The sequence below is a fragment of the Microbacterium sp. X-17 genome (assembly GCF_039615055.1).
Genome location: NZ_JBDHNI010000001.1, coordinates 498,578 through 517,568, shown reverse-complemented (window position 1 = coordinate 517,568; position 18,991 = coordinate 498,578). Strand labels below are relative to the sequence as shown.

The 18,991-nt window shown below is 72.2% G+C and carries 23 protein-coding genes; 7 read left to right on the top strand and 16 right to left on the bottom strand.

Annotated features, from left to right (window positions below):
• Positions 1-6 precede the first annotated feature (6 nt).
• From rpoB to ABCS02_RS02415, 5 genes are all read right to left on the bottom strand, one after another.
• Entirely contained in the window at positions 7-3,504 is a 3,498-nt protein-coding gene (rpoB, locus tag ABCS02_RS02435) for a DNA-directed RNA polymerase subunit beta (protein WP_345834024.1), read from the bottom strand.
• Between the two features lie 285 nt (positions 3,505-3,789).
• Positions 3,790-4,821 (bottom strand): aldehyde reductase, encoded by a 1,032-nt coding sequence (locus ABCS02_RS02430; protein ID WP_345834023.1) that lies wholly within the window; start codon positions 4,819-4,821, stop codon positions 3,790-3,792.
• Positions 4,822-4,876: 55 nt separating this feature from the next.
• Positions 4,877-5,551 carry a response regulator transcription factor gene (locus tag ABCS02_RS02425; protein ID WP_345835158.1) on the bottom strand — a complete coding sequence of 225 codons (675 nt, stop codon included), beginning with the start codon at positions 5,549-5,551 and terminating at the stop codon, positions 4,877-4,879.
• 14 nt (positions 5,552-5,565) lie between these two features.
• A complete protein-coding gene (locus tag ABCS02_RS02420; RefSeq protein WP_345834022.1) occupies positions 5,566-6,723 on the bottom strand; it encodes a histidine kinase in 1,158 nt (385 codons plus the stop codon).
• A gap of 7 nt (positions 6,724-6,730) precedes the next feature.
• Positions 6,731-7,249 carry a hypothetical protein gene (locus ABCS02_RS02415; protein WP_345834021.1) on the bottom strand — a complete coding sequence of 173 codons (519 nt, stop codon included), beginning with the start codon at positions 7,247-7,249 and terminating at the stop codon, positions 6,731-6,733.
• A 141-nt stretch (positions 7,250-7,390) separates the two neighbouring features.
• Here ABCS02_RS02415 and ABCS02_RS02410 point away from each other — a divergent pair, with 141 nt between their 5' ends.
• A complete protein-coding gene (locus tag ABCS02_RS02410; RefSeq protein WP_345834020.1) occupies positions 7,391-8,266 on the top strand; it encodes a fused MFS/spermidine synthase in 876 nt (291 codons plus the stop codon).
• Positions 8,267-8,329: 63 nt separating this feature from the next.
• Here ABCS02_RS02410 and ABCS02_RS02405 read toward each other — a convergent pair whose 3' ends face one another.
• The 4 genes from ABCS02_RS02405 to ABCS02_RS02390 are packed head-to-tail and all read right to left on the bottom strand — an operon-like array spanning position 8,330 to position 11,292.
• On the bottom strand, positions 8,330-9,235 hold the full coding sequence (locus tag ABCS02_RS02405) for a biotin-dependent carboxyltransferase family protein (RefSeq protein WP_345834019.1): 906 nt from the start codon (positions 9,233-9,235) through the stop codon (positions 8,330-8,332).
• Positions 9,232-9,852 carry an allophanate hydrolase subunit 1 gene (locus ABCS02_RS02400; protein ID WP_345834018.1) on the bottom strand — a complete coding sequence of 207 codons (621 nt, stop codon included), beginning with the start codon at positions 9,850-9,852 and terminating at the stop codon, positions 9,232-9,234. Before ABCS02_RS02400 ends, ABCS02_RS02405 begins: the two co-directional genes overlap by 4 nt.
• Entirely contained in the window at positions 9,849-10,625 is a 777-nt protein-coding gene (locus tag ABCS02_RS02395; protein ID WP_345834017.1) for a 5-oxoprolinase subunit PxpA, read from the bottom strand. Before ABCS02_RS02395 ends, ABCS02_RS02400 begins: the two co-directional genes overlap by 4 nt.
• Before the next feature lie 4 nt (positions 10,626-10,629).
• Positions 10,630-11,292 (bottom strand): CGNR zinc finger domain-containing protein, encoded by a 663-nt coding sequence (locus tag ABCS02_RS02390; protein WP_345834016.1) that lies wholly within the window; start codon positions 11,290-11,292, stop codon positions 10,630-10,632.
• 72 nt (positions 11,293-11,364) lie between these two features.
• Between ABCS02_RS02390 and ABCS02_RS02385 the strand changes: the two genes are divergently transcribed.
• A complete protein-coding gene (locus tag ABCS02_RS02385; RefSeq protein WP_345834015.1) occupies positions 11,365-11,973 on the top strand; it encodes a GNAT family protein in 609 nt (202 codons plus the stop codon).
• 12 nt (positions 11,974-11,985) lie between these two features.
• Here ABCS02_RS02385 and ABCS02_RS02380 read toward each other — a convergent pair whose 3' ends face one another.
• The 5 genes from ABCS02_RS02380 to ABCS02_RS02360 all read right to left on the bottom strand — a co-directional run bounded on the left by ABCS02_RS02380 (position 11,986) and on the right by ABCS02_RS02360 (position 14,686).
• The gene (locus ABCS02_RS02380) at positions 11,986-12,498 is read right to left on the bottom strand and encodes a SprT-like domain-containing protein (RefSeq protein ID WP_345834014.1); all 513 of its coding nucleotides are present in this window, start codon (positions 12,496-12,498) and stop codon (positions 11,986-11,988) included.
• Positions 12,499-12,534: 36 nt separating this feature from the next.
• Positions 12,535-13,140, bottom strand: coding sequence for a tetratricopeptide repeat protein (locus ABCS02_RS02375; RefSeq protein WP_345834013.1), 606 nt, complete (start codon positions 13,138-13,140; stop codon positions 12,535-12,537).
• Between the two features lie 54 nt (positions 13,141-13,194).
• Complete coding sequence (locus ABCS02_RS02370; protein WP_345834012.1) at positions 13,195-13,497, bottom strand: DUF427 domain-containing protein; 303 nt, start codon at positions 13,495-13,497, stop codon at positions 13,195-13,197.
• A gap of 78 nt (positions 13,498-13,575) precedes the next feature.
• Positions 13,576-14,145, bottom strand: a complete 570-nt coding sequence (locus ABCS02_RS02365; RefSeq protein ID WP_345834011.1) for a hypothetical protein — start codon at positions 14,143-14,145, stop codon at positions 13,576-13,578.
• Positions 14,146-14,149: 4 nt separating this feature from the next.
• Complete coding sequence (locus ABCS02_RS02360; protein ID WP_345834010.1) at positions 14,150-14,686, bottom strand: EVE domain-containing protein; 537 nt, start codon at positions 14,684-14,686, stop codon at positions 14,150-14,152.
• Between the two features lie 122 nt (positions 14,687-14,808).
• Between ABCS02_RS02360 and ABCS02_RS02355 the strand changes: the two genes are divergently transcribed.
• The 5 genes from ABCS02_RS02355 to ABCS02_RS02335 all read left to right on the top strand — a co-directional run bounded on the left by ABCS02_RS02355 (position 14,809) and on the right by ABCS02_RS02335 (position 18,081).
• Positions 14,809-15,129, top strand: coding sequence for a hypothetical protein (locus ABCS02_RS02355; RefSeq protein WP_345834009.1), 321 nt, complete (start codon positions 14,809-14,811; stop codon positions 15,127-15,129).
• A gap of 17 nt (positions 15,130-15,146) precedes the next feature.
• Positions 15,147-16,430, top strand: a complete 1,284-nt coding sequence (locus ABCS02_RS02350; RefSeq protein ID WP_345834008.1) for an RNA polymerase sigma factor — start codon at positions 15,147-15,149, stop codon at positions 16,428-16,430.
• 75 nt (positions 16,431-16,505) lie between these two features.
• Positions 16,506-17,057: a hypothetical protein gene (locus ABCS02_RS02345; RefSeq protein ID WP_345834007.1), complete on the top strand. Its 552-nt coding sequence runs from the start codon at positions 16,506-16,508 to the stop codon at positions 17,055-17,057.
• Positions 17,054-17,737: a DUF1684 domain-containing protein gene (locus tag ABCS02_RS02340; RefSeq protein WP_345834006.1), complete on the top strand. Its 684-nt coding sequence runs from the start codon at positions 17,054-17,056 to the stop codon at positions 17,735-17,737. Before ABCS02_RS02345 ends, ABCS02_RS02340 begins: the two co-directional genes overlap by 4 nt.
• Entirely contained in the window at positions 17,734-18,081 is a 348-nt protein-coding gene (locus ABCS02_RS02335) for a hypothetical protein (protein ID WP_345834005.1), read from the top strand. Before ABCS02_RS02340 ends, ABCS02_RS02335 begins: the two co-directional genes overlap by 4 nt.
• A gap of 39 nt (positions 18,082-18,120) precedes the next feature.
• Here ABCS02_RS02335 and ABCS02_RS02330 read toward each other — a convergent pair whose 3' ends face one another.
• Together ABCS02_RS02330 and ABCS02_RS02325 are read right to left on the bottom strand one after the other, a co-directional pair.
• Entirely contained in the window at positions 18,121-18,417 is a 297-nt protein-coding gene (locus ABCS02_RS02330) for a DUF1778 domain-containing protein (RefSeq protein WP_345834004.1), read from the bottom strand.
• A gap of 53 nt (positions 18,418-18,470) precedes the next feature.
• Positions 18,471-18,986 carry a GNAT family N-acetyltransferase gene (locus ABCS02_RS02325; protein WP_345834003.1) on the bottom strand — a complete coding sequence of 172 codons (516 nt, stop codon included), beginning with the start codon at positions 18,984-18,986 and terminating at the stop codon, positions 18,471-18,473.
• Between the last annotated feature and the right edge of the window lie 5 nt (positions 18,987-18,991).

Genomic DNA, 18,991 nt, shown 5'->3' with positions numbered 1-18,991 from the left:
ACCGGGTCAGATCTCGTCGATGGACGAGGACTCGAACCGGGAGGAGATGTTGATGCCGAGCTCCTCCGCAGCGCGGAAGGCCTCGTCGTCGGCATCGCGCAGGCTGACCGCCTGGCCGTCGGCCGAGAGGACCTCCACGTTCAGGCAGAGCGACTGCATCTCCTTGATGAGGACCTTGAAGGACTCCGGGATGCCCGGCTCCTGGATGTTCTCACCCTTGACGATGGCCTCGTAGACCTTGACGCGGCCGAGGATGTCATCCGACTTGATGGTCAGGAGCTCCTGGAGCGCGTACGCGGCTCCATAGGCCTCGAGGGCCCACACCTCCATCTCACCGAAGCGCTGGCCACCGAACTGCGCCTTACCACCGAGCGGCTGCTGGGTGATCATCGAGTACGGGCCGGTCGAGCGCGCGTGGATCTTGTCGTCGACCAGGTGGTGCAGCTTCAGGATGTACATGTAGCCGACCGACACCGGGTCCGGGTAGGGCTCGCCGGAGCGGCCGTCGAAGAGCTGCGTCTTGCCGGACGATCCGATCAGGCGGTCGCCGTCGCGGGTCGGGAGGGTGGCGTCGAGCAGGCCGGCGATCTCCTCCTCCTTCGCACCGTCGAACACCGGGGTCGCGACCTTGGTGTTGGGAGCGGCGCTGAACGCGGCCTCGGGGAGCTCGGCGGCCCACTTGGGCTTGCCCTTGATCTCCCAGCCGTTCTTGGCGATCCAGCCGAGGTGGATCTCCAGGACCTGGCCGAAGTTCATTCGACCGGGGACACCCAGCGGGTTGAGGATGACGTCGACCGGCGTCCCGTCCGCGAGGAACGGCATGTCCTCGACCGGGAGGATCTTGGAGATGACGCCCTTGTTGCCGTGACGGCCGGCGAGCTTGTCGCCCGCGGTGATCTTGCGCTTCTGGGCGATGTAGACCACCACGCGCTGGTTCACGCCGGAGCCGAGCTCGTCGTCGCCGTCCTGCGCGTCGAAGACCTTGACACCGATGATGGTGCCCTCCTCGCCGTGCGGGACCTTGAGGGAGGTGTCGCGCACCTCGCGGCTCTTCTCGTTGAAGATCGCGCGGAGCAGGCGCTCCTCGGCCGACAGCTCGGTCTCGCCCTTCGGCGTGACCTTGCCGACGAGGATGTCGCCGGGGCGCACCTCGGCGCCGATGCGGATGATGCCGCGCTCGTCGAGGTCGGCCAGGAGGTCCGGGCTGACGTTCGGGAGGTCGCGGGTGATCTCCTCCTTGCCGAGCTTGGTGTCGCGGGCGTCGACCTCGTACTCCTCGATGTGGATCGAGGAGAGGGTGTCGTCCTTCACCAGGTTCTGGCTGAGGATGATCGCGTCCTCGAAGTTGTGGCCCTCCCACGGCATGAACGCCACGAGCAGGTTCTTGCCGAGCGCGAGCTCGCCGTTCTCGGTCGCGGGGCCGTCGGCGACGACCTCCCCGGCCTCGATGCGGTCGCCCTCGTCCACGACCACGCGGTGGTTGTACGACGTGCCCTGGTTGGAGCGGTCGAACTTGCGCAGGTAGTAGGACTTGATCGTGCCGTCGTCGGCCTGGACGGTCACGGCGTCGGCCGAGACCTCGGTGACCACACCGGACTTGTCGGCGGTGACCACGTCACCGGCGTCGATGGCCGCGTAGCCCTCCATACCGGTTCCGACCACCGGGCTCTCCGAGCGGAGCAGCGGCACCGCCTGGCGCTGCATGTTCGCACCCATGAGGGCTCGGTTGGCGTCGTCGTGCTCGAGGAACGGGATCAGCGACGTACCGACCGACACCATCTGGCGCGGGGAGACGTCCATGTAGCCGATCTCGTCGGCGGGGATCAGGTCGACCTCGCCGCCCTTCTGACGGGCGAGCACGCGCTCCTCGGTGAAGTGGCCGCTCGGGTCGAGCGGGGCGTTGGCCTGCGCGACGACGAAGTCGTCCTCCTCGGAGGCGGTGAGGTAGTCGATCTGGTCGGTGACCCGGCCCTCGACGACCTTGCGGTACGGCGTCTCGATGAAGCCGAAGGAGTTGATCCGCGCGAACGACGCGAGCGAGCCGATCAGACCGATGTTCGGGCCTTCCGGCGTCTCGATCGGGCACATGCGGCCGTAGTGCGACGGGTGGACGTCACGGACCTCGACGCCCGCGCGCTCACGGCTCAGACCGCCCGGGCCCAGCGCCGACAGGCGGCGCTTGTGGGTCAGGCCCGCGAGCGGGTTGTTCTGGTCCATGAACTGCGAGAGCTGCGAGGTGCCGAAGAACTCCTTGATCGCGGCGACGACGGGTCGCACGTTGATCAGGGTCTGCGGGGTGATCGCCTCGATGTCCTGCGTGGTCATGCGCTCGCGGACGACGCGCTCCATGCGGGAGAGACCGGTGCGGACCTGGTTCTGGATGAGCTCGCCGACGGCGCGGATACGACGGTTGCCGAAGTGGTCGATGTCGTCGGTGTCGAGACGGATCTGGGTCTCGGTGCCGTTGCGGAGGCCCTTGAACGTGGTCTGGCCGTCGTGCAGGGAGACCAGGTATTTGATCGTCGCGATGATGTCCTGGACGGTCAGCACCGAGTCGGACAGCGGGGCCTCGAGGCCGAGCTTGCGGTTGATCTTGTAACGGCCGACCTTGGCGAGGTCGTAGCGCTTCGGGTTGAAGTAGAAGTTGTCCAGCAGCGCACGCGCGGCCTCGGCGGCGACCTGCTCGCCCGGACGCAGCTTGCGGTAGATGTCCTTCAGCGCCTCCTCCTTGGTGAGGATGGCGTCCTTCTCCAGGGTCAGCTCGATCGACTGGAAGCCGGCGAACTCGGCGAGGATCTCCTCGCTGGTGAGGCCGAGGGCCTTCAGGAACACGGTGACCGACTGCTTGCGCTTGCGGTCGATGCGGACACCGACCTGGTCGCGCTTGTCGATCTCGAACTCGAGCCACGCACCGCGGCTCGGGATGATGCGGGCCGAGTAGATGTCCTTGTCGGAGGTCTTGTCGGCGGCGGCCTCGAAGTAGACGCCCGGCGAGCGGACGAGCTGGGAGACGACGACACGCTCGGTGCCGTTGATGATGAAGGTGCCCTTCTCGGTCATGAGCGGGAAGTCGCCCATGAAGACCGTCTGGGTCTTGATCTCACCGGTGAGGTGGTTCATGAACTCGGCCTCGACGTAGAGCGGGGCAGCGTAGGTCTTGCCCTTCTCCTTGCACTCGTCGATCGAGTACTTCTTCTCCTCCAGGAACGGGTTCGTGAACGAGAGCTGCATGGTCTCGCCGAGGTCCTCGATGGGGGAGATCTCCTCGAAGATCTCCTCGAGGCCCGTGTTGGCGGGCAGATCCTGGCGACCCTGTGCCTCGGCTTCGGCGACGCGTGCCTTCCACGCGTCGTTTCCGACCAGCCAGTCGAAGCTCTCCGTCTGCAGTGCGAGCAGATCGGGGACGGTGAGGGTGTCCGTGATCTTGGCGAACGAAAGACGAGATGCGGCTCGTCCGTTCTTGGGTGTCTTGTCAGTGTTGGTTGCGTTGCGCGCAGCAGCCAAGGAAATAACCTCCGTGGGCCCCGTCGGGCCAGTTACTGTCGGTCGAGATGTGGTGTTGTGAGGGACGAGGACTCCCAGACACGTCTCGTGCCGCCGTATCTGACCCGATGAACCGGGCCCAGACGCGCGCGAGGGAAGTCAGAGCCGACCGCAATATGAAGGCAAGGGTGTGCGTGGGAGCGCAAAGAACCACTATATGTCAAACTGACGCGCCGTGTCCAGTCTTTTCTTGACCGGAGGCGCAGTCTCGGTGTATAACCGCGCGGACGCTGGGATATTCCCGCGTCAGTGCAGGCGCGGCGGCAGCGAGTCCACCGTCGCGATGACCGCCTCCTCGCGGGAGCGCGGCCGCCAGCCGAGCACCGTCCGCGCCTTCGCGGAGGACCCGTTGCGGTAGACGCCGATGTCGGGCAGCGACCCGCGCACCCGCCGACTGAACGGGGCCGCGGCCTTCAGGACCCACGACGGCATCACGGCGGTGCGCACGCGGTCGCCGGCGGGCGAGCCGAGGTGGCCGCGGATGATGAGGGCGAGCTCCGGCGCGCCCAGGGCGTCGCCCGCGGTGGCGAGGAAACGCTCGCCCGCCGCCTCCGGCTTGGTCATGGCGAGCAGGTGCAGGCCGGCGACGTCGCGCACGTCCACGACGCCGAAGTAGACGTCCGGCAGGCGCGGGAGGCGGCCCTCCCTCACGAGCTTCACCAGCTCGACCGAGCTGGAGTAGTCGGGGCCGAGCACCGGGCCGAGGATGCCGACCGGGTTGACGGTCGCGAGCTCCAGGGAGCCGCCCTCCTTGGCGATGAAGTCCCACGCGGCGTGCTCGGCGAGCGTCTTGGAGCGGACGTACGCGCTGATCGGGCGGCCGCTGTCGAGCTCGGTCCAGTCCACCTCGGTGAACGGCTGCCGCGTCGGGGCGTGGCCGTAGCCGATCGCGGCGAAGGAGGAGGTGAGGACGACCCGCTCCACACCGGCGTCCCGGGCCGCGCGCAGCACGCGCAGGGCGCCCTCCCGCGCCGGCCGCACCAGCTCGTCGGGGTCCTTCGGCTCGGTCATCGGGAACGGGGAGGCGACGTGCAGGACGAACCGGCAGCCGTCGACCGCCTCGGCCCAGCCGGCGTCGTCGAGGAGGTCGGCGACGGCGAACTCCAGCCGGTCCCCCGCGTCCGGGATGCCACCGGCGGCCAGCTGCGACCGCACGTCGGCGGCGCGCTGGGGCGAGCGGATGGTCGTCCGCACCGAGTATCCGGCCTCCAGCAGCGCGAGGACGCAGTGCGCTCCCACGAAACCCGAGCCGCCCGTCACCAGTACCCGATCAGTCATGTGGCCATCCTCCCCCTCGGCGGCCGAACACGCGACCGCGCGCGGCCGGTGTCCGTCAGCGGCGGACGAGCGCGATGGCCTGGGCGCGCGAGGAGACGCCGAGCTTGGCGAAGATCGCGTTGATGTGGGTCTTCACGGTGGAGCCGCCGACGAAGAGGGCGGAGGCGATCTCGCCGTTGCTGAGGCCGTCTGCGACGAGTCCCAGCACCTCGGCCTCCCGGCGGGTGAGCGCGGGGAACCGCTCCACGAGCGCGCCGGCGGGGTCGGCCGGGCGGGCGGGCGGCGCGGAGGTCAGCGAGCCGATGATGCGGGCGCCGACCTCCGGGGCGAAGGTCGCCTGGCCGCGCGCCACGGCCCGGACGGCCGAGGCCAGCTCGGCGCGGCCGGCGTCCTTGGTGAGGTAGCCGCGGGCGCCCGCACGGAGCGCGGTGAGGATCGACTCGTCGTCGGCGAAGGTCGTGAGCACGAGCACCGCGGAGCCCGGCGCCTCGCGCACGATCCGCTCGGTGGCGCCGACCCCGTCGAGCACCGGCATCCGGAGGTCCATCAGCACGACATCGGGACGCTCGGCCACGGCGAGCGCCACCGCCTCGGCGCCGTCGGACGCGGAGCCGACGACCTCCATGTCGGGCAGCAGGCCGAGGACGGTGACCAGGCCGTCGCGGATGATCGCCTGGTCGTCGGCGACGACGACGCGGATGCGGTCGCCCGGTGCGGTGTCGCCGCTCATGCCAGTCACACCGCTCATGCCAGCCTGGCCTCGGCCGTGACGGTGAACCGTCCGCCGTCCGCGGTCGCGGCCACGGAGCCGCCGAGCGGGAGGGCGGAGAAGCGCTCGCGCATCCCCTCCAGGCCGTGGCCGCCGCCCGAGGCAGCGAGCGCGCTGCCGTGCGACGCGACCGGCGACGGGATCAGCGGCGAGGAGACGGTGAGCAGCACCCGTTCATCCTGCCAGTCGAGCGCGGCGTCGACGGGTGCGCCCGGCGCGTGCTTGCGCGCGTTGCTCAGGGACTCCTGGAGGGCGCGCTGCAGAGCGGTCGCCTGGGCGGAGTCGAGCGGCCGCGGCGAACCCGACTCGTGCAGCGCGGCGATCCCGCCGAGGGTGCGGTGCGCGGCGACCAGGTCGTCGAGCGTCGCGCGGAAGTCGGCGGCGGTCACGGTGGTCTTCGCCGTCCCGTCCGGGTCGCGCAGCGCGGCGACCGCTCGGCGAGCCTCGGCGAGTCCGTCCGCGGCGAGTCCGCGCGCGGCCACGACGCGCTCCCGGGCGGCCGTGGCCTCCCCTGCCTCCAGCAGCGCGTCCACCGCGTCGAGCTGGATGACCAGGCCGCCGAGGCTGTGCGCGAGCACGTCGTGGAGGTCGCGGGCGATCGCCACCCGGGCGGCCTCCTCCCGCATGGCGAGTTCGCGCTCCCGCAGCAGCGCTCCCTGCTGCTCGGTGAGGCGGAACTGCCGGCGACTGAGGCCCGCGAAGCCGGCCAGCACGATCCCGGCCATCTCGCCGAGCACCGCCGCCACGGGCGAGCCGAACGGGAGGGCGCCCACCGCGACCAGCGCCGCCGAGACCGCGGCGACCGCCCCGCCGAGCGGCAGCGGCCAGGTCGGGTCCCCGACCAGGTAGAGCACCGCCACGGCCGCGGGGACGATCGCGATCCCGTCGGTGGCCGGCGCGACGAACGCTCCGGTCGCCGCCGAGAGCAGGCATAGCACGAGCGCCGCGCGCCGCCATCCCACGAAGGTGAGGACCGACCGGGCGAGCCACGCCGCCACCGCGAACAGCGCGAGCGCGAGCACCCACGCCGGGCGGTCCTCGGCGTGGGTGCGCACCAGCGACCAGCCCACGGCGCCCGCACCGAGGATGTTCAGTACGAGCGCCAGCAGGCCCGGTCTGCTCCAGAAGTCCACGAGACCATCATGCGGCGAGCGCGGCGTGCCGATCGAGACGCGCCGCGAAGACGGCGGTCCGGGCGGCGCGGTTGGCGGCGAACACCAGGAAGATGACGCCGGTGGCGGTCGCCAGGTGCGCGCCGGCCATCGAGGCCAGCACGTCCACGCCGACACGGACGGCGATGACCAGCACCCAGAGCACCATCCCGAGCACGCCGGTGCGCGACTCGTAGGTCGCGATGTAGCGGGCGTCGTCGCCGAGCCGGATGGGCGACTCCAGCGGGCGGAAGTGCGCGATCGCTCCCATCCACGCGCCGACGGCCAGCGACAGCACGAGCTCGCCGGCCACCACGGCCAGGTCCAAGGGGGTGAGCGAGGTGGGCTTCACCTGCTGCACGATGAGCACCACGCCGACCACCGACATGATCGCCGGGAAGCGCCACATCTTCGCGATCGACACCGGGCGCCAGGTCAGCTGGCGGTAGCCCACCCAGCCGATCAGCAGCAGGATGAGAATCGCGTTGGTCAGCGTCTGCACGTTCATGAGTGGGAGTCCTTCCGGCCGGCATGTCCGGCACCTCTCAAGAGTCGCGTCCGGGCGGCCACGGCGGGACCGCCCGGCGGCGGAGACCGGGTGGAGAGGAGGGTGGAGATCGGGTGGAGGCCGCGGACTACGCTGGACGCCGTGCCACAGAACCCGCCGCTCCCCTCGGTCGTCCTCGCCGAGAGCGGCTACCTCGCCACGATCGAGCCGGACCGCTTCGTGCCGGGCGCGTACCAGCTCGTGGTCGACGGGACCCCGCAGTCGCACGTCGACCTGGACGACCCCAGCCGGCTGTTCTTCGAGTACATCCAGCGGATGGGCAACGTCATCGACCTCATCGGCGAGCCGGGGCAGCCGATCACGGCTGTGCACCTGGGAGCGGGCGCGCTGACCCTCCCGCGCTACATCGCGCACACCCGGCCCGGCTCGCGGCAGCAGGTGGTGGAGCTGGAGAGCCGGCTGGTGGACCTGGTGCGGGAGAACCTGCCGCTCCCCCGCTACGCGCAGATCCGCATCCGGCACGGCGACGCGCGGGAGGTCGTCGGCAAGCTGCCGGCCGGCCTGCGCGGGGAGGTCGACCTCCTGGTCATCGACATCTTCAGCGGCTCGCGGACGCCCGCGCACGTGACGAGCGTGGAGTTCTACCGCTCGGCGGTGTCGCTGCTGAAGCCGGACGGCATCGTGCTCGTCAACGTGGCGGACGGGCCTCCGCTGACGTTCGCGCGCAGCCAGGTGTCGACGCTGGGCGCCGTCGTGGAGAACGTCGCGGCGCTGGCGGAGACGCAGGTGCTGAAGGGGCGCCGGTTCGGCAACGTCGTGCTGGTCGGGTCGAACTCGCCGCTGCCGCTGGAGTGGCTGCCGCGCCTGCTCGCGAGCGGGCCGCATCCCGCGAAGGCCGTGGCGGGCGAGGAGCTGCGGACGTTCGCGGCGGGCGCGCCGATCGTCACGGACGCGACGAGCGTGCCGTCGCCGCCGCCCGCCCGCAGCATCTTCCAGTCCGGCACCCGCCGCGACTGACGCCGAGGGGCGCGTAAACGCCCCTTCCCGCGCGTTTTAGGGGCGTTTACGTGCCCCTCGGCGTCAGGCGTGGCGGAAGTGCACGGCCTGGCCGGGGCGGAGCTGTGCGAAGGCGTCGAGGGAGCGCGCGGCGACGACGGCGATCACCGGGTAGCCTCCCGTCACCGGGTGGTCGGCCAGCAGCACGGTGGGGCGGCCGTCCGGCGACACCTGCACCGCACCGGCGACCATCGGCTCGCTCGGGAGCTCGTCGCGCACGGCGCGTTCGAGGAGCAGCGGCGCTGCCGGGTCGACGCCCCGCGCGTGCGCCGGGATCCGCGGCGGGTCGAGCCGCACCCCCACCCGGTCGCCGTCCGCGCTCGCCCGCCACTCCACCGTGAAGAACGCGTCGAGGGCGGCGGGGGTGAACCAGTCCGCACGCGGACCGCGGTGGGCGCGGACCTCCAGCGGGCCGTCGCCGAGGTCGGCGGTCGGGACGAAGTCGACCGAGGGCACCGGGTCGGCGGGCTCGGCGCCGAACGGGAGGAGGTCGCCCTCCGCGAGCGGGGCAGGGCCGAGGCCGGAGAGGGTGTCGCGCGCGCGGGAGCCGAGCACGGCCTCCGCCGCGATCCCGCCGCGCACCGCGAGGTAGCTGCGGACGCCAACGGCCGGCGGCGCGATCCGGAGCTCGGCGCCGACGCCGGCGTGCACCGCGGTGTCGGGGTCGACCGGGTGGCCGTCGAGCGTGACGCGGGTCGCCGCTCCGGTCACCGCGAACCACACCGCCGACTCGAACCGCGCCGCGAAGCCGCCGAGCAGGAGCTCCAGCCCGGCCGCGTCCGTGGGGTTGCCGACGAGCCGGTTGGCGAGCCCGAGCGCGTTGCGGTCGAGTGCGCCGGACGGGCTCACGCCGACCGCGGCGAGACCGGGGCGGCCGATGTCCTCGACCAGGGCGAGCGGGCCGGGCCGGAGGATGCGGAGGCCGCTCATCCCGTCACCGCCGTGAACCGCACCACGACGCCGGGACGCAGGAGCGCCGGCGGGTCGGCCTCCGTGTCCCACAGCGTCGCGTCGGTGCGGCCGATGAGCTGCCAGCCGCCCGGGCTCGATCGCGGGTAGACGCCGCTGAACTCGCCGGCGAGGCCGACGGAGCCGGCCGGGACCGCGGTGCGCGGGGTCGCACGGCGCGGGACGACGAGGCCGTCGTGGTCGGTGACGAGGTACGCGAAGCCCGGCGCGAAGCCGCCGAACGCGACCCGCCACCGGGAGGCGGTGTGCCGCTCCACGACCTCGGGCGGCGTGATGCCGAGGAGCCCGGCCACCTCGGCGAGGTCGTCGCCGTCGTAGCGGACGGGGAGCTCGACGACCTCCTCGCCGGCGGCCTCGGCAGGCTCGGGGACGGTGCGCTCCACCCAGCCGGCCGCGGAGGCCGGGCTCAGCACGTGCGGGTCCAGCACGATCGCGATGGTGCGCGCGGCGGGGACCAGGTCGAGCACGCCCACCGGACGGGTGCGCTGGAGGCCGGGCAGCATCCCGAGCACGTCGTCCAGCGAGCCGAACTCCACGAGCAGGGCGCTGTCGCCGTACGGAATCACCCGGCTGCTCACGCGAACGGCCTCACCGCGATGCCGGCCTCGTCCAGACCACGGCGCACGGCCTCCGCCATCCGCACCGCGCCAGGAGTGTCGCCGTGCACGCAGAGGGAGTCCGCGGCGACGGCGACCAGGGCGCCGTCCGCGGACTCCACCACGCCCTCGCGCGCGATCCGCACCGCGCGGGCGGCGATGGCGGCCACGTCGGAGAGCACGGCGCCGGGCTCCGTGCGCGGGACGAGCGTGCCGTCCGCTCGGTAGCCGCGGTCGACGAACGCCTCGCGGACGAACCGGAGGCCGCTCGCGCCGGCCGCGCGTTCGACGGCCGAGCCGGGGAGGCCGAGCAGCGGCAACGACGGGTCGAACGCGGCCACGGCCTCCACCACCGCCGCGGCCTGCGCCTGGTCGTGCACGATCCGGTTGTAGAGGGCGCCGTGCGGCTTGACGTAGCGCACGACCGTTCCGGCGATGCGCGCCATCCCGGCGAGCGCGGCGAGCTGGTAGAGCACCTCGTCGCGCAGTTCGGCGGCCGGGACGTCCATGCTGCGCCGGCCGAAGCCCGCCAGGTCGCGGTACGAGACGTGCGCGCCGACGGCGACGCCGTTCTCGGCGGCCAGGCGGCAGGTCGCCAGCATCGTGGACGGGTCGCCGGCGTGGAAGCCGCACGCGACGTTGGCGCTGGTCACCAGCCGCAGCATCGCGGCGTCGTCGCCCATGCCCCAGGCGCCGAAGGACTCGCCGAGGTCGCTGTTCAGGTCGACGCTGGTTCGATCGGCGCGGGGCTCCATCCGCCTATTCTGCGATACCCGCGCCGACACCCGCACGCTTACCGGCCGCGCGGGCACGGTGCGCACGCACCTTCGCGCGGTTGCCGCAGCGCTGCATCGAGCACCAGCGCCGGTTGCCGCTGCGCGAGGTGTCCAGGTACACCAGTCCGCAGTCGTCGGCGGAGCACTCGCGGATGCGGCGGTCGGCGTCCGGCCCGAACAGGCGCACCGCGTCGCGCGCGACCGTGCCGAGCGCCTGGTGCGGGCGCGCGAGGGTGCGTCCGGCCTGGCGGCCGCCGCCGGCCAGCACCGGCGGGATGTCGGGAGTCGCGGCGAACAGGTTCACCACATCCACGTCGGCCGGGCCGAGGGTCTCCGCGCGGCTGGCCTGGCGGGCGAGCCGGCCGATCGCCGCGCGCAGCATCTCGGCGTCGCGGAACTCGCGCTCGCCGGTCGTCGCGGCCACCTCCGGGAAGCGGGACTGCAGCCACGCGCCGAGCTGGCCGGGGTCGTCCACCGACCGCCATTGGGTGTCATCCGCCGCCCCGTCGACGCCACCGAGGACGTCCGCCCCGCCGGTGTAGGCGAAGTCGAGGGCGAGCGCGCCGGAGTCGAACCACCAGCGCAGGCCGTCCGCGTCATCCATCCACTGCCCGGTCTCGCGGGGCAGGAGGGCGTCGGTAGGCACCGAACCAACTTAGTGGGTTTCGAGGTGCGCCGCCGACCCGGAGCGGTCAGCCGCCGATGGGATACTGGTCGGATGACTGCGACCCGTCCCGACCCCCGTGCCGTGCTGGAGGGCGCGACGGTCCGCCTGCGGGCGCTCACCCACGACGACCTGCCCGACCTGCACGACGCGATCGGCCACCCCGCGGTGTTCGAGGGCGGCTGGGGCGGCGGCCTCGCGGCGTACCGCGACACCTACGAGGCGTGGCGGGAGTTCATCCTCCGCTACCTGGCCTGGGACACCGCCAATGTCACCGCGGTCTGCCTCCGCGAGGGCGACCGCATCGTCGGGACCACGACGCTCGGCGACTTCGACCTCCCGAACGGCTCTGCGCACATCGGCTGGACCGCCTACGCTCCGGAGGTCTGGGGCACGCGCGTCAACGCCGAGACCAAGCGCCTCCTGCTCGGCACGGCCTTCGACCACGGGTTCGAGCGCGTCAAGCTGCAGGCCGACGTGCTCAACGAGCGCTCGCGCGCCGCGATCCTGCGGCTCGGGGCGACGTTCGAGGGCGTGCTGCGGCACACCCAGCCACGCGCGGACGGCACCTGGCGCGACACCGCGGTGTACTCGGTGCTGCGCGAGGAGTGGCCCGCCGTTCGCGACGGGCTCGACGCCCGGCTCGCGGTCGCGACGGCGTAGCGGAGCCGCCGCCTAGTCCGCGTCGAGCGCTTCGGTCGCGGCCGCCGCGGCCATCCGCCGCTGAGCCGTCGAGACCTCCCGGTGCACCCAGGAGATCAGGTTCGCCGAGTCGAACCGCCTGCTGCATGCACCGCACGCCAGCGCGCGCGCCGGCTTGCGGTAGCGGTAGTGCGTGTGGCCCTGCGGGCAGGTCCCCACCCAGGGCGCCAGGTCGTCCGCGATCGCGCCGCCGTGCAGCCGCTTGCCCTCATAGCCGAGGTCGAGCGCGATCGCCCGCCAGCGCGGTCCGTGCCCGGCGCGGGAGCCCGCGAGAGCGTGGGCGACCTCGTGCAGCAGGATCTGGTGGATGTCGTCGTCCTCGTAACGGGCGGCGAGGTACCGGGAGACCGTGATCCGCTTGGCCGTGTAGTTGCACAGGCCGGCGCGCGTCTTCGCGTTATCGAAGTCGAAGCTCCAGGCGGCCGGGTCGAGATGCAGGGCGATGAGCGCCTCGGCCCAATGGCGCACGCGATCGAGCTCTGCCATCAGCGTCGGCTCCCTGGTCGGCTCATGCCAGGAATCCTACGCCGGAGAGCCGACGCCGTCTCCGCCGCCGAGGTCGCCCTCGCCGGAGCCCGCGGCGGCGCGCTGCGCCTCCAGGAACCGCTGCACCACGGCCACCGCCGTGAGCGCGCCCTCGATCTCCGCGGGGGACGCGCCGAGCTTCTCACGCAGGAACACGGCGGCCGTCATGTCGGACAGCGCGCTCTCGTACTCCTTCATGTCGAAGTGGACCTTGCCGCGGTTCTGCACCGCGAACGCCTCCAGCGCCGTCCAGTCGCGACCGCGCGCCTCGTCGACGCAGCCGGTCAGCTCCACGAGCGCTTCGTCGAACTTGCCCTGGTACTGCAGCACCTGGCCGCGGCGGATGCGCGCGCCGAGGAGCTGCTCGCGGTCGCCGGTGAAGCGCGCCTGCCGCACCGCCTCGTTGGCGAGCGTGTACGCCTCGTCCAGTCGGCCGAGCAGCCGGAGCAGCACGGTCTTCTCGTTGAGCGCGCTCAAGCTGCGCAGGCTGCCGAGCTCGCCGAGCCGCTCATCGGCAGCCCGCAGGTCGACACGCTCGCGCAGCGTGGACGGATCGTATCCGAGGATGATGCTCAGGGTCGGCTCCCAGGTCGTGCGGTTCACGACAAGCGTAGTCGGCAAACCTGCGTCAACCGGTTACCGCGTGTTCGCCAGCCGTCAGTCGACGACGCGCACGTCCTTCCAGAACGCGACGTAGTTGCTGTAGTCCTTGCCCACGCGGTCGAACGAACTCGGGTACGGCGTGGGATAGCTCCACGCGCGGTCCTGGAGCACTCCGTCGCCGTTCTTGACGGAGAAGTACTGGCACTCGCCCTTCCACGGGCACGTGTACGGAGTCGCCGACTCCACCAGGTGCTCGGAGTTGACGCTCTGCGGCGGGAAGTACCAGTTGCCCTCGATGCGGATGAGGTCCTCGGTCGGGGCCTCGGCGATGACGGTGTCGTTCAGCATTGCTTTCATGGATGCAAAACCTCCTGACTGCATCGAACACCCGTTCGCGCGGGATCATTCCGACGCGAGGGAGTTCATACCGAGCGCTCAGGCGGCTCGCAGCACGCGGACCTCGGCGACCGTTCCGAGCCGGCCGGAGGCGGCGAGCGCGGCGATGTCCTGCCCCGCGGCGATGCGCTCCTGACCGGAGACCGACGCGGTGAGGAGGTGCGCGACGGCGCCGCGCAGGCCGGTGAAGGCGGCGCAGGCGGCCGCGGCCTCCGGCGAGCTGTAGTCGATCCCGAGCGTCGCGAGGGCGTCCACGACCGCGCCGGCGGCGAGGAGGTCCTCAACCGCGAAGCGCGTGCCGTCGCCGGCCGAGGGGCCGCCCGCGGCGACGAGCGCCACCATCGCGCGGCGGCCGAGGCGCACCTGCTCGGCGAGGATCCACTCCGCCACCGCGGCGGCGTCGGCGAGGCCGGCGGCGACGACGGCGCCCGTCCCGGGCAGCGCAGCGGCCTCCGCGACCGGCCGGTCTTCGATCGCGTCGACCCAGACCACCACGTCGGCGTCCGCCGCGACGGCGGCCGCCCCGTCCGCGGCCCAGTCGAAGCGCACCTGGTACTTGGCCTGGCGGTGGGCGGCGGGGACGGTCGAGGGGTCGGTCTGCGAGCTCACCGGATCAGCGTAGCTCGACGCTGAACGCCGTTCTCCCGTGTTGCCCCGTGCGACGCGACCCGTCGGCGCGACGCGCGATGGAGGGCCGCTGCTCGCCGGGGGTGTGCCGCAGCTGGTCGCGGATCAGCTCGAAGTCGTGCCGGGTCAGCTCGATCAGGCCGGCGCGGAGCTGGTAGCCCCAGTCGCGCTTGTCGCGGGTGAAGTCGAGGGAGGGCAGCAGCGGCCGGATCGGCGTCGCGACCGCGTCGTGGTCCCAGTCGACGCGGCGGCGCCAGGGCAGGAAGTCGCCGTTCGGGCCACGCATCTGCGCTCCCTGGGTCGCCTGGAAGACGTCCGCGTCGGCCAGCCTCCCGACCGCCGTGAACTGCTTGAGGGGCTCGCCGTCGAAGGACTCGCGCGGCGAGTAGAACACGAACCCGTCAGAGGGTCCCATCCGCTCCAGCGGCGCGCGGGCGCCGTGGTTGACCTGCGCGTAGCCGCCGGCGACGCCGCGGAGCACGTGATCGTGATGCACCACGCCCAGCCAGTAGCGGATCGCCATGCTCCCGTTGTAGCGCACACGGCGGACATCGCGCGTGGCGACGGGCTGCGGTGTCGATTCCCGGCCCTCCGGCTCGACGTCTCTACGAGCGCTCGACCTGCGCCACGACGGAAGGACCACGGATGCGCTACCTGCTCATGCTCAGCACGGACGGCCCCGCGCCGGCGGAGTCCATCCAGCGGTACACGGTCGAGCTGATCCGTGCCGGGGTGCTCCTGGTGGGCGAGGTCCTCGCGGACGACGAGTGCACGCACGTCGAGCTGACCTTCGGCGGCCCGCAGACCGACGCCGACCTGCAGCCGATCTCGCCAGTGCGCCCGGCCGCCGTGTGGATCGTGCAGACCTCCGATCGCGCCGAAGCCGTCGAATGGGCGCGACGCCTCCCCCTCGGCCGTGGCAGAGTCGAGGTGCGCCGCATCCTGACCGGGGCGGCGGAGACGTGAGCGCGGGAGGAGCGGCCGTGGTGGAACGGGAGCGCGCGGTTGCCGATCGGGCGGCCGCCGACGCCGTGGAGGCCGTCTGGCGCATCGAGTCGGGCAAGCTCGTCGCCGGGCTCGCCCGCTGGACGGGCGACGTCGGCCTGGCCGAGGAGCTCGCCCAGGACGCGCTCGTCGCCGCGCTCGAACAGTGGCCGGAGGCCGGCATCCCGCGCAATCCCGGCGCCTGGCTGACCACCGTCGCCAAGCGCCGCGCGATCGACGGCTGGCGCCGGCGCGAACGCCTCGACGAGCGCTACGCCGCCCTCGCCCGCGACCTGGAGCAGCAGGAGGACGACGACCCCGCCGCCGTCGTCGAGGAGGAGATCCAGGACGACCTGCTGCGCCTGGTGTTCGTCGCCTGCCACCCCGTCCTCGCGCCGCCCGCGCGGGTCGCCCTGACGCTCAAGCTGCTCGGCGGGCTCACCACCGAGGAGATCGCGCGGGCCTTCCTCGTGCCCGTGCCGACCATCGCGCAGCGCATCGTGCGCGCCAAGCGGACGCTGACCGCCGCGCACGTCCCGTTCGAGGTGCCCGACCGCGCCGAGTACCCCGAGCGGCTGGCGTCGGTGCTGGAGGTCGTCTACCTGATCTTCAACGAGGGCTATTCCGCCACCGCGGGCGACGACTGGATGCGTCCCGACCTCTGCCAGGAGGCCCTCCGTCTCGGCCGTGTGCTCGCCGAGCTCACCCCGCGCGAGCCGGAAGTGCACGGCCTGGTCGCGCTGATGGAGTTCCAGGCCTCCCGTCTCCCCGCGCGCGCCACCGCCGACGGCGAGCCGATCCTGCTGCAGGACCAGGACCGCACCCGCTGGGACCGCCTCCTGATCGGCCGCGGGGTCGACGCGCTCGCCCGGGCCGACCGGCTGGTGGGGTCCCGCGGGCGCGGCCCGTACGCGCTGCAGGCCGCGATCGCCGCCTGCCACGCGACCGCTCCCGCGCCGGAGAACACCGACTGGGAGGAGATCGTCGCGCTCTATGGAGCGCTCGCCGCCCTCCAGCCGTCGGCCGTCGTGGAACTCAACCGAGCGGTCGCCCTCTCGATGGCGTACGGCCCGGAGGCGGGCCTCGACGTGGTGGACCGGCTCGTGCTGGACGGCGCGCTGGAGTCGTACCACCTGCTCCCCTCGGTGCGGGCCGACTTCCTGCTCAAGCTGGGCCGGGCCGCGGAGGCCGAAGAGGAGTTCCGGCGGGCGGCGGCGATGACCGGGAATGAGCGGGAGCGGGCGCTGCTGCTGGCGCGGGCGGAGGAGGCCGCCGGCGCGTAAGGGGCCGGCGCGCGCGTCCGGGAGTGCGCCGAGAATGACTGCCCCCGGCGCGGCGGATGCGTGACACTGGGGTGCGTGAGAGTCCTCCTGAAGCTCATCCTCGACTGCGACCCCGACGCGGCCTGGCGCGCCCTGCAGAGCCCCACGGCCTTCCGCGAGGTGGCGCTGCCGTGGGTGGACTTCCGGTCGGACGAGCCGGCGGGCTTCCCGACCGTGTGGGACACGGCGGAGCACCGGGTGAGCGTGCGCGCGCTCGGCGCATTCACGGTCGGGACGCAGGCCATCCGCCTCGACACGCTGCGCTCGGCCGACCCGCGCGAGCGCGCGACGCGCATCCTCCGCGACAGCGGCGGCGGCGTCGGGGGCGTGCTGTCGGCGATCCCGCACCTCGACCACCGGATGGCCATCGCCCCCGACCCCGCAGGCCCGGATCAGGACGGCCGGCTCCGCACCCTGTACCGCGACCGGCTGGTCGTGCGGGCGGGCGTGGTGACGCCGCTCGCCTGGTACGGATTGTGGGCGTTCTGGCAGTGGCGCGGCCTCCGCCTGCGCCGACTCGCACCCACCTGGGCATACGATCCCCCCACGCCCGAACCGGACACAGCCACGACGGAGGCAGCAGCATGAGCACCATCACCCCCGAGCCCACCCCCGAGGTCGCCCCCGGCCGGGGCCGCGTCGCCACCGCCGTGCAGACCGCGGACTGGCGCCGCAGCGTCTTCGCGCTGTACGCCTCGGTGCGCCGGATCGCCGCCTCCGACCCGGCCGCCGCCCACGCCCACTGGATCTCCTGCCGCAACGACCTGTTCTCCTCGCACCCGGCGTCCCCGCTCCTGGACGAGGACCGCGACCGCTTCACGGGCCTCCCGGTGTCGCCGTACGACCCGGACTGGCGCTTCGAGCTGCCCATCCATCCCGCCGAGGAGGCGACCCGGATGGACGTGGAGACCGGCACGGACGGGGTCGTGCCGTTCCAGCTGCTCGGCACGGTGCGGGTCCCGCTCGCGGGCTCGCTCGACGTCTGGCGGCTGTCCTCCTACGGCGGCGGCCTGTTCGTCCCGGTGAAGGACGCCCTCGCCGGGCGCCGCGGCGGCACCTACGGCGGCGGCCGCTACCTGATCGACACGATCAAGGGCTCCGACCTGGGGATGACGGCCGACGACGACGAGACGACGATCGTCCTCGACTTCAACTTCGCCTACAACCCGTCCTGCGCCTACGACCCGGCCTGGGCGTGCCCGCTCGCGCAGGCGGGGAACACGCTCCCCGTCGAGGTCCCCGTCGGCGAGCGGTACGCGGGCGAGTGAGCGTGGAGACGGTCACCCTCTGGCGACCCACCGGCCCCGAGGAGCTCGCCCTCGTCGAAGCCTCGGGCTGGCGGGAATGGCCACCCCGGCTCCCCGATCAGCCGATCTTCTACCCGGTGCTCAACGAGGAGTACGCGACGATGATCGCCCGCGACTGGAACGTCAAGGCGAGCGGCGTGGGCTTTGTGACCCGGTTCGCGGTCGGGAGGGACTACCTCGAGCGCTTCGAGGTGCGCCAGGTCGGCGGGAGGGACATCCTCGAGTACTGGATTCCGGCGGAGGAGCTGGCGGAGTTCAACGCGAACATCGTCGGGACGATCGAGGTCGTGGCCGAGTATCGCTGACGTCGCTCCGCGCGCCGTGCAATCGCGAGCGAACTTCGCTCAGACCGTCTGCCCTGACTGATCGGCACGAACGCGCCTGATGAGCTCCGCGAGAGGCTTCGAGGCGACAGCGGGCTCCTCCAGCGCGCGCTCGACCTGCAGCACTTCGGCCGGGGTGAGTTTGATCAGGGCATCCTCGAGGAGGATCTCGCGGGCATGGTTCAACGCCGGCCCGAGGATGAACGACGTGAGGTCCTGCTGGGCCAGCTCGGCCGCTGCGCGCAGAGTGTCGCGCGCTTCACTGCTCAGCCGGAGGTTGAGTCGTTCGTTCTTGGCGGGAGCGATCGTGTCGGTCATGTGGGCAATGCTATCACGTGTGTACGTACCACGTACTCACGATGCTCTGTCCATCAGCCTGCGGCCTCGAACGTGGCCCTCAAGACTTCCACTGGCATGAACATTCTTAGATGGCGATCCTCCAGAGAGCGGAATCCCATCTTGCGGTAGAACGCACACAGCTCTGTGCTCAAGGCCTCGACCAGCACAACCTCCACCCCGACCTTGTCGGCGACCGTGAGGAAGTTCGCGAGAGCGTGCACCAGGAGTCGCATCCCCAACCCTTGGCCCTGCATCGACGTGTCCACTCCGAGCTGCGCCAAAAGGATCGCAGGCTTCGGATATCGACTGCGGCCCACCCCGAACGCTTCCGCGACCTCGTCCCGGCTCATCGTCCCCGCCTGAGACGAGTGGAAACCGACGATTCGATCTCCGGCAACGGCGAGCACGGTGCGCGTATTGCTCGACCGGTGCGACTGGCCGGCATGCCGCCGGAACCAGTCATTCACCCGCGGTTCGCCGCAGTCGAACTCCGATCGATCAAATTCCGAATCGAATGCGACGAGCCGGACGTCGACTCCCGCACTCATCTCCC

Excerpts from the sequence above, each read along its gene's own strand:
- ABCS02_RS02415 (WP_345834021.1), bottom strand. The coding sequence starts at position 7,249 with ATGAACGTGCAGACGCTGACCAACGCGATTCTCATCCTGCTGCTGATC.
- ABCS02_RS02340 (WP_345834006.1), top strand. The coding sequence starts at position 17,054 with ATGAGCACCATCACCCCCGAGCCCACCCCCGAGGTCGCCCCCGGCCGG.
- ABCS02_RS02325 (WP_345834003.1), bottom strand. The coding sequence starts at position 18,986 with ATGAGTGCGGGAGTCGACGTCCGGCTCGTCGCATTCGATTCGGAATTT.
- ABCS02_RS02430 (WP_345834023.1), bottom strand. The coding sequence starts at position 4,821 with ATGACTGATCGGGTACTGGTGACGGGCGGCTCGGGTTTCGTGGGAGCG.
- ABCS02_RS02425 (WP_345835158.1), bottom strand. The coding sequence starts at position 5,551 with ATGAGCGGCGACACCGCACCGGGCGACCGCATCCGCGTCGTCGTCGCC.
- ABCS02_RS02395 (WP_345834017.1), bottom strand. The coding sequence starts at position 10,625 with ATGGAGCCCCGCGCCGATCGAACCAGCGTCGACCTGAACAGCGACCTC.
- ABCS02_RS02370 (WP_345834012.1), bottom strand. The coding sequence starts at position 13,497 with ATGAAAGCAATGCTGAACGACACCGTCATCGCCGAGGCCCCGACCGAG.
- ABCS02_RS02355 (WP_345834009.1), top strand. The coding sequence starts at position 14,809 with ATGCGCTACCTGCTCATGCTCAGCACGGACGGCCCCGCGCCGGCGGAG.
- ABCS02_RS02360 (WP_345834010.1), bottom strand. The coding sequence starts at position 14,686 with ATGGCGATCCGCTACTGGCTGGGCGTGGTGCATCACGATCACGTGCTC.
- ABCS02_RS02330 (WP_345834004.1), bottom strand. The coding sequence starts at position 18,417 with ATGACCGACACGATCGCTCCCGCCAAGAACGAACGACTCAACCTCCGG.
- ABCS02_RS02405 (WP_345834019.1), bottom strand. The coding sequence starts at position 9,235 with ATGAGCGGCCTCCGCATCCTCCGGCCCGGCCCGCTCGCCCTGGTCGAG.
- ABCS02_RS02380 (WP_345834014.1), bottom strand. The coding sequence starts at position 12,498 with ATGGCAGAGCTCGATCGCGTGCGCCATTGGGCCGAGGCGCTCATCGCC.
- ABCS02_RS02385 (WP_345834015.1), top strand. The coding sequence starts at position 11,365 with ATGACTGCGACCCGTCCCGACCCCCGTGCCGTGCTGGAGGGCGCGACG.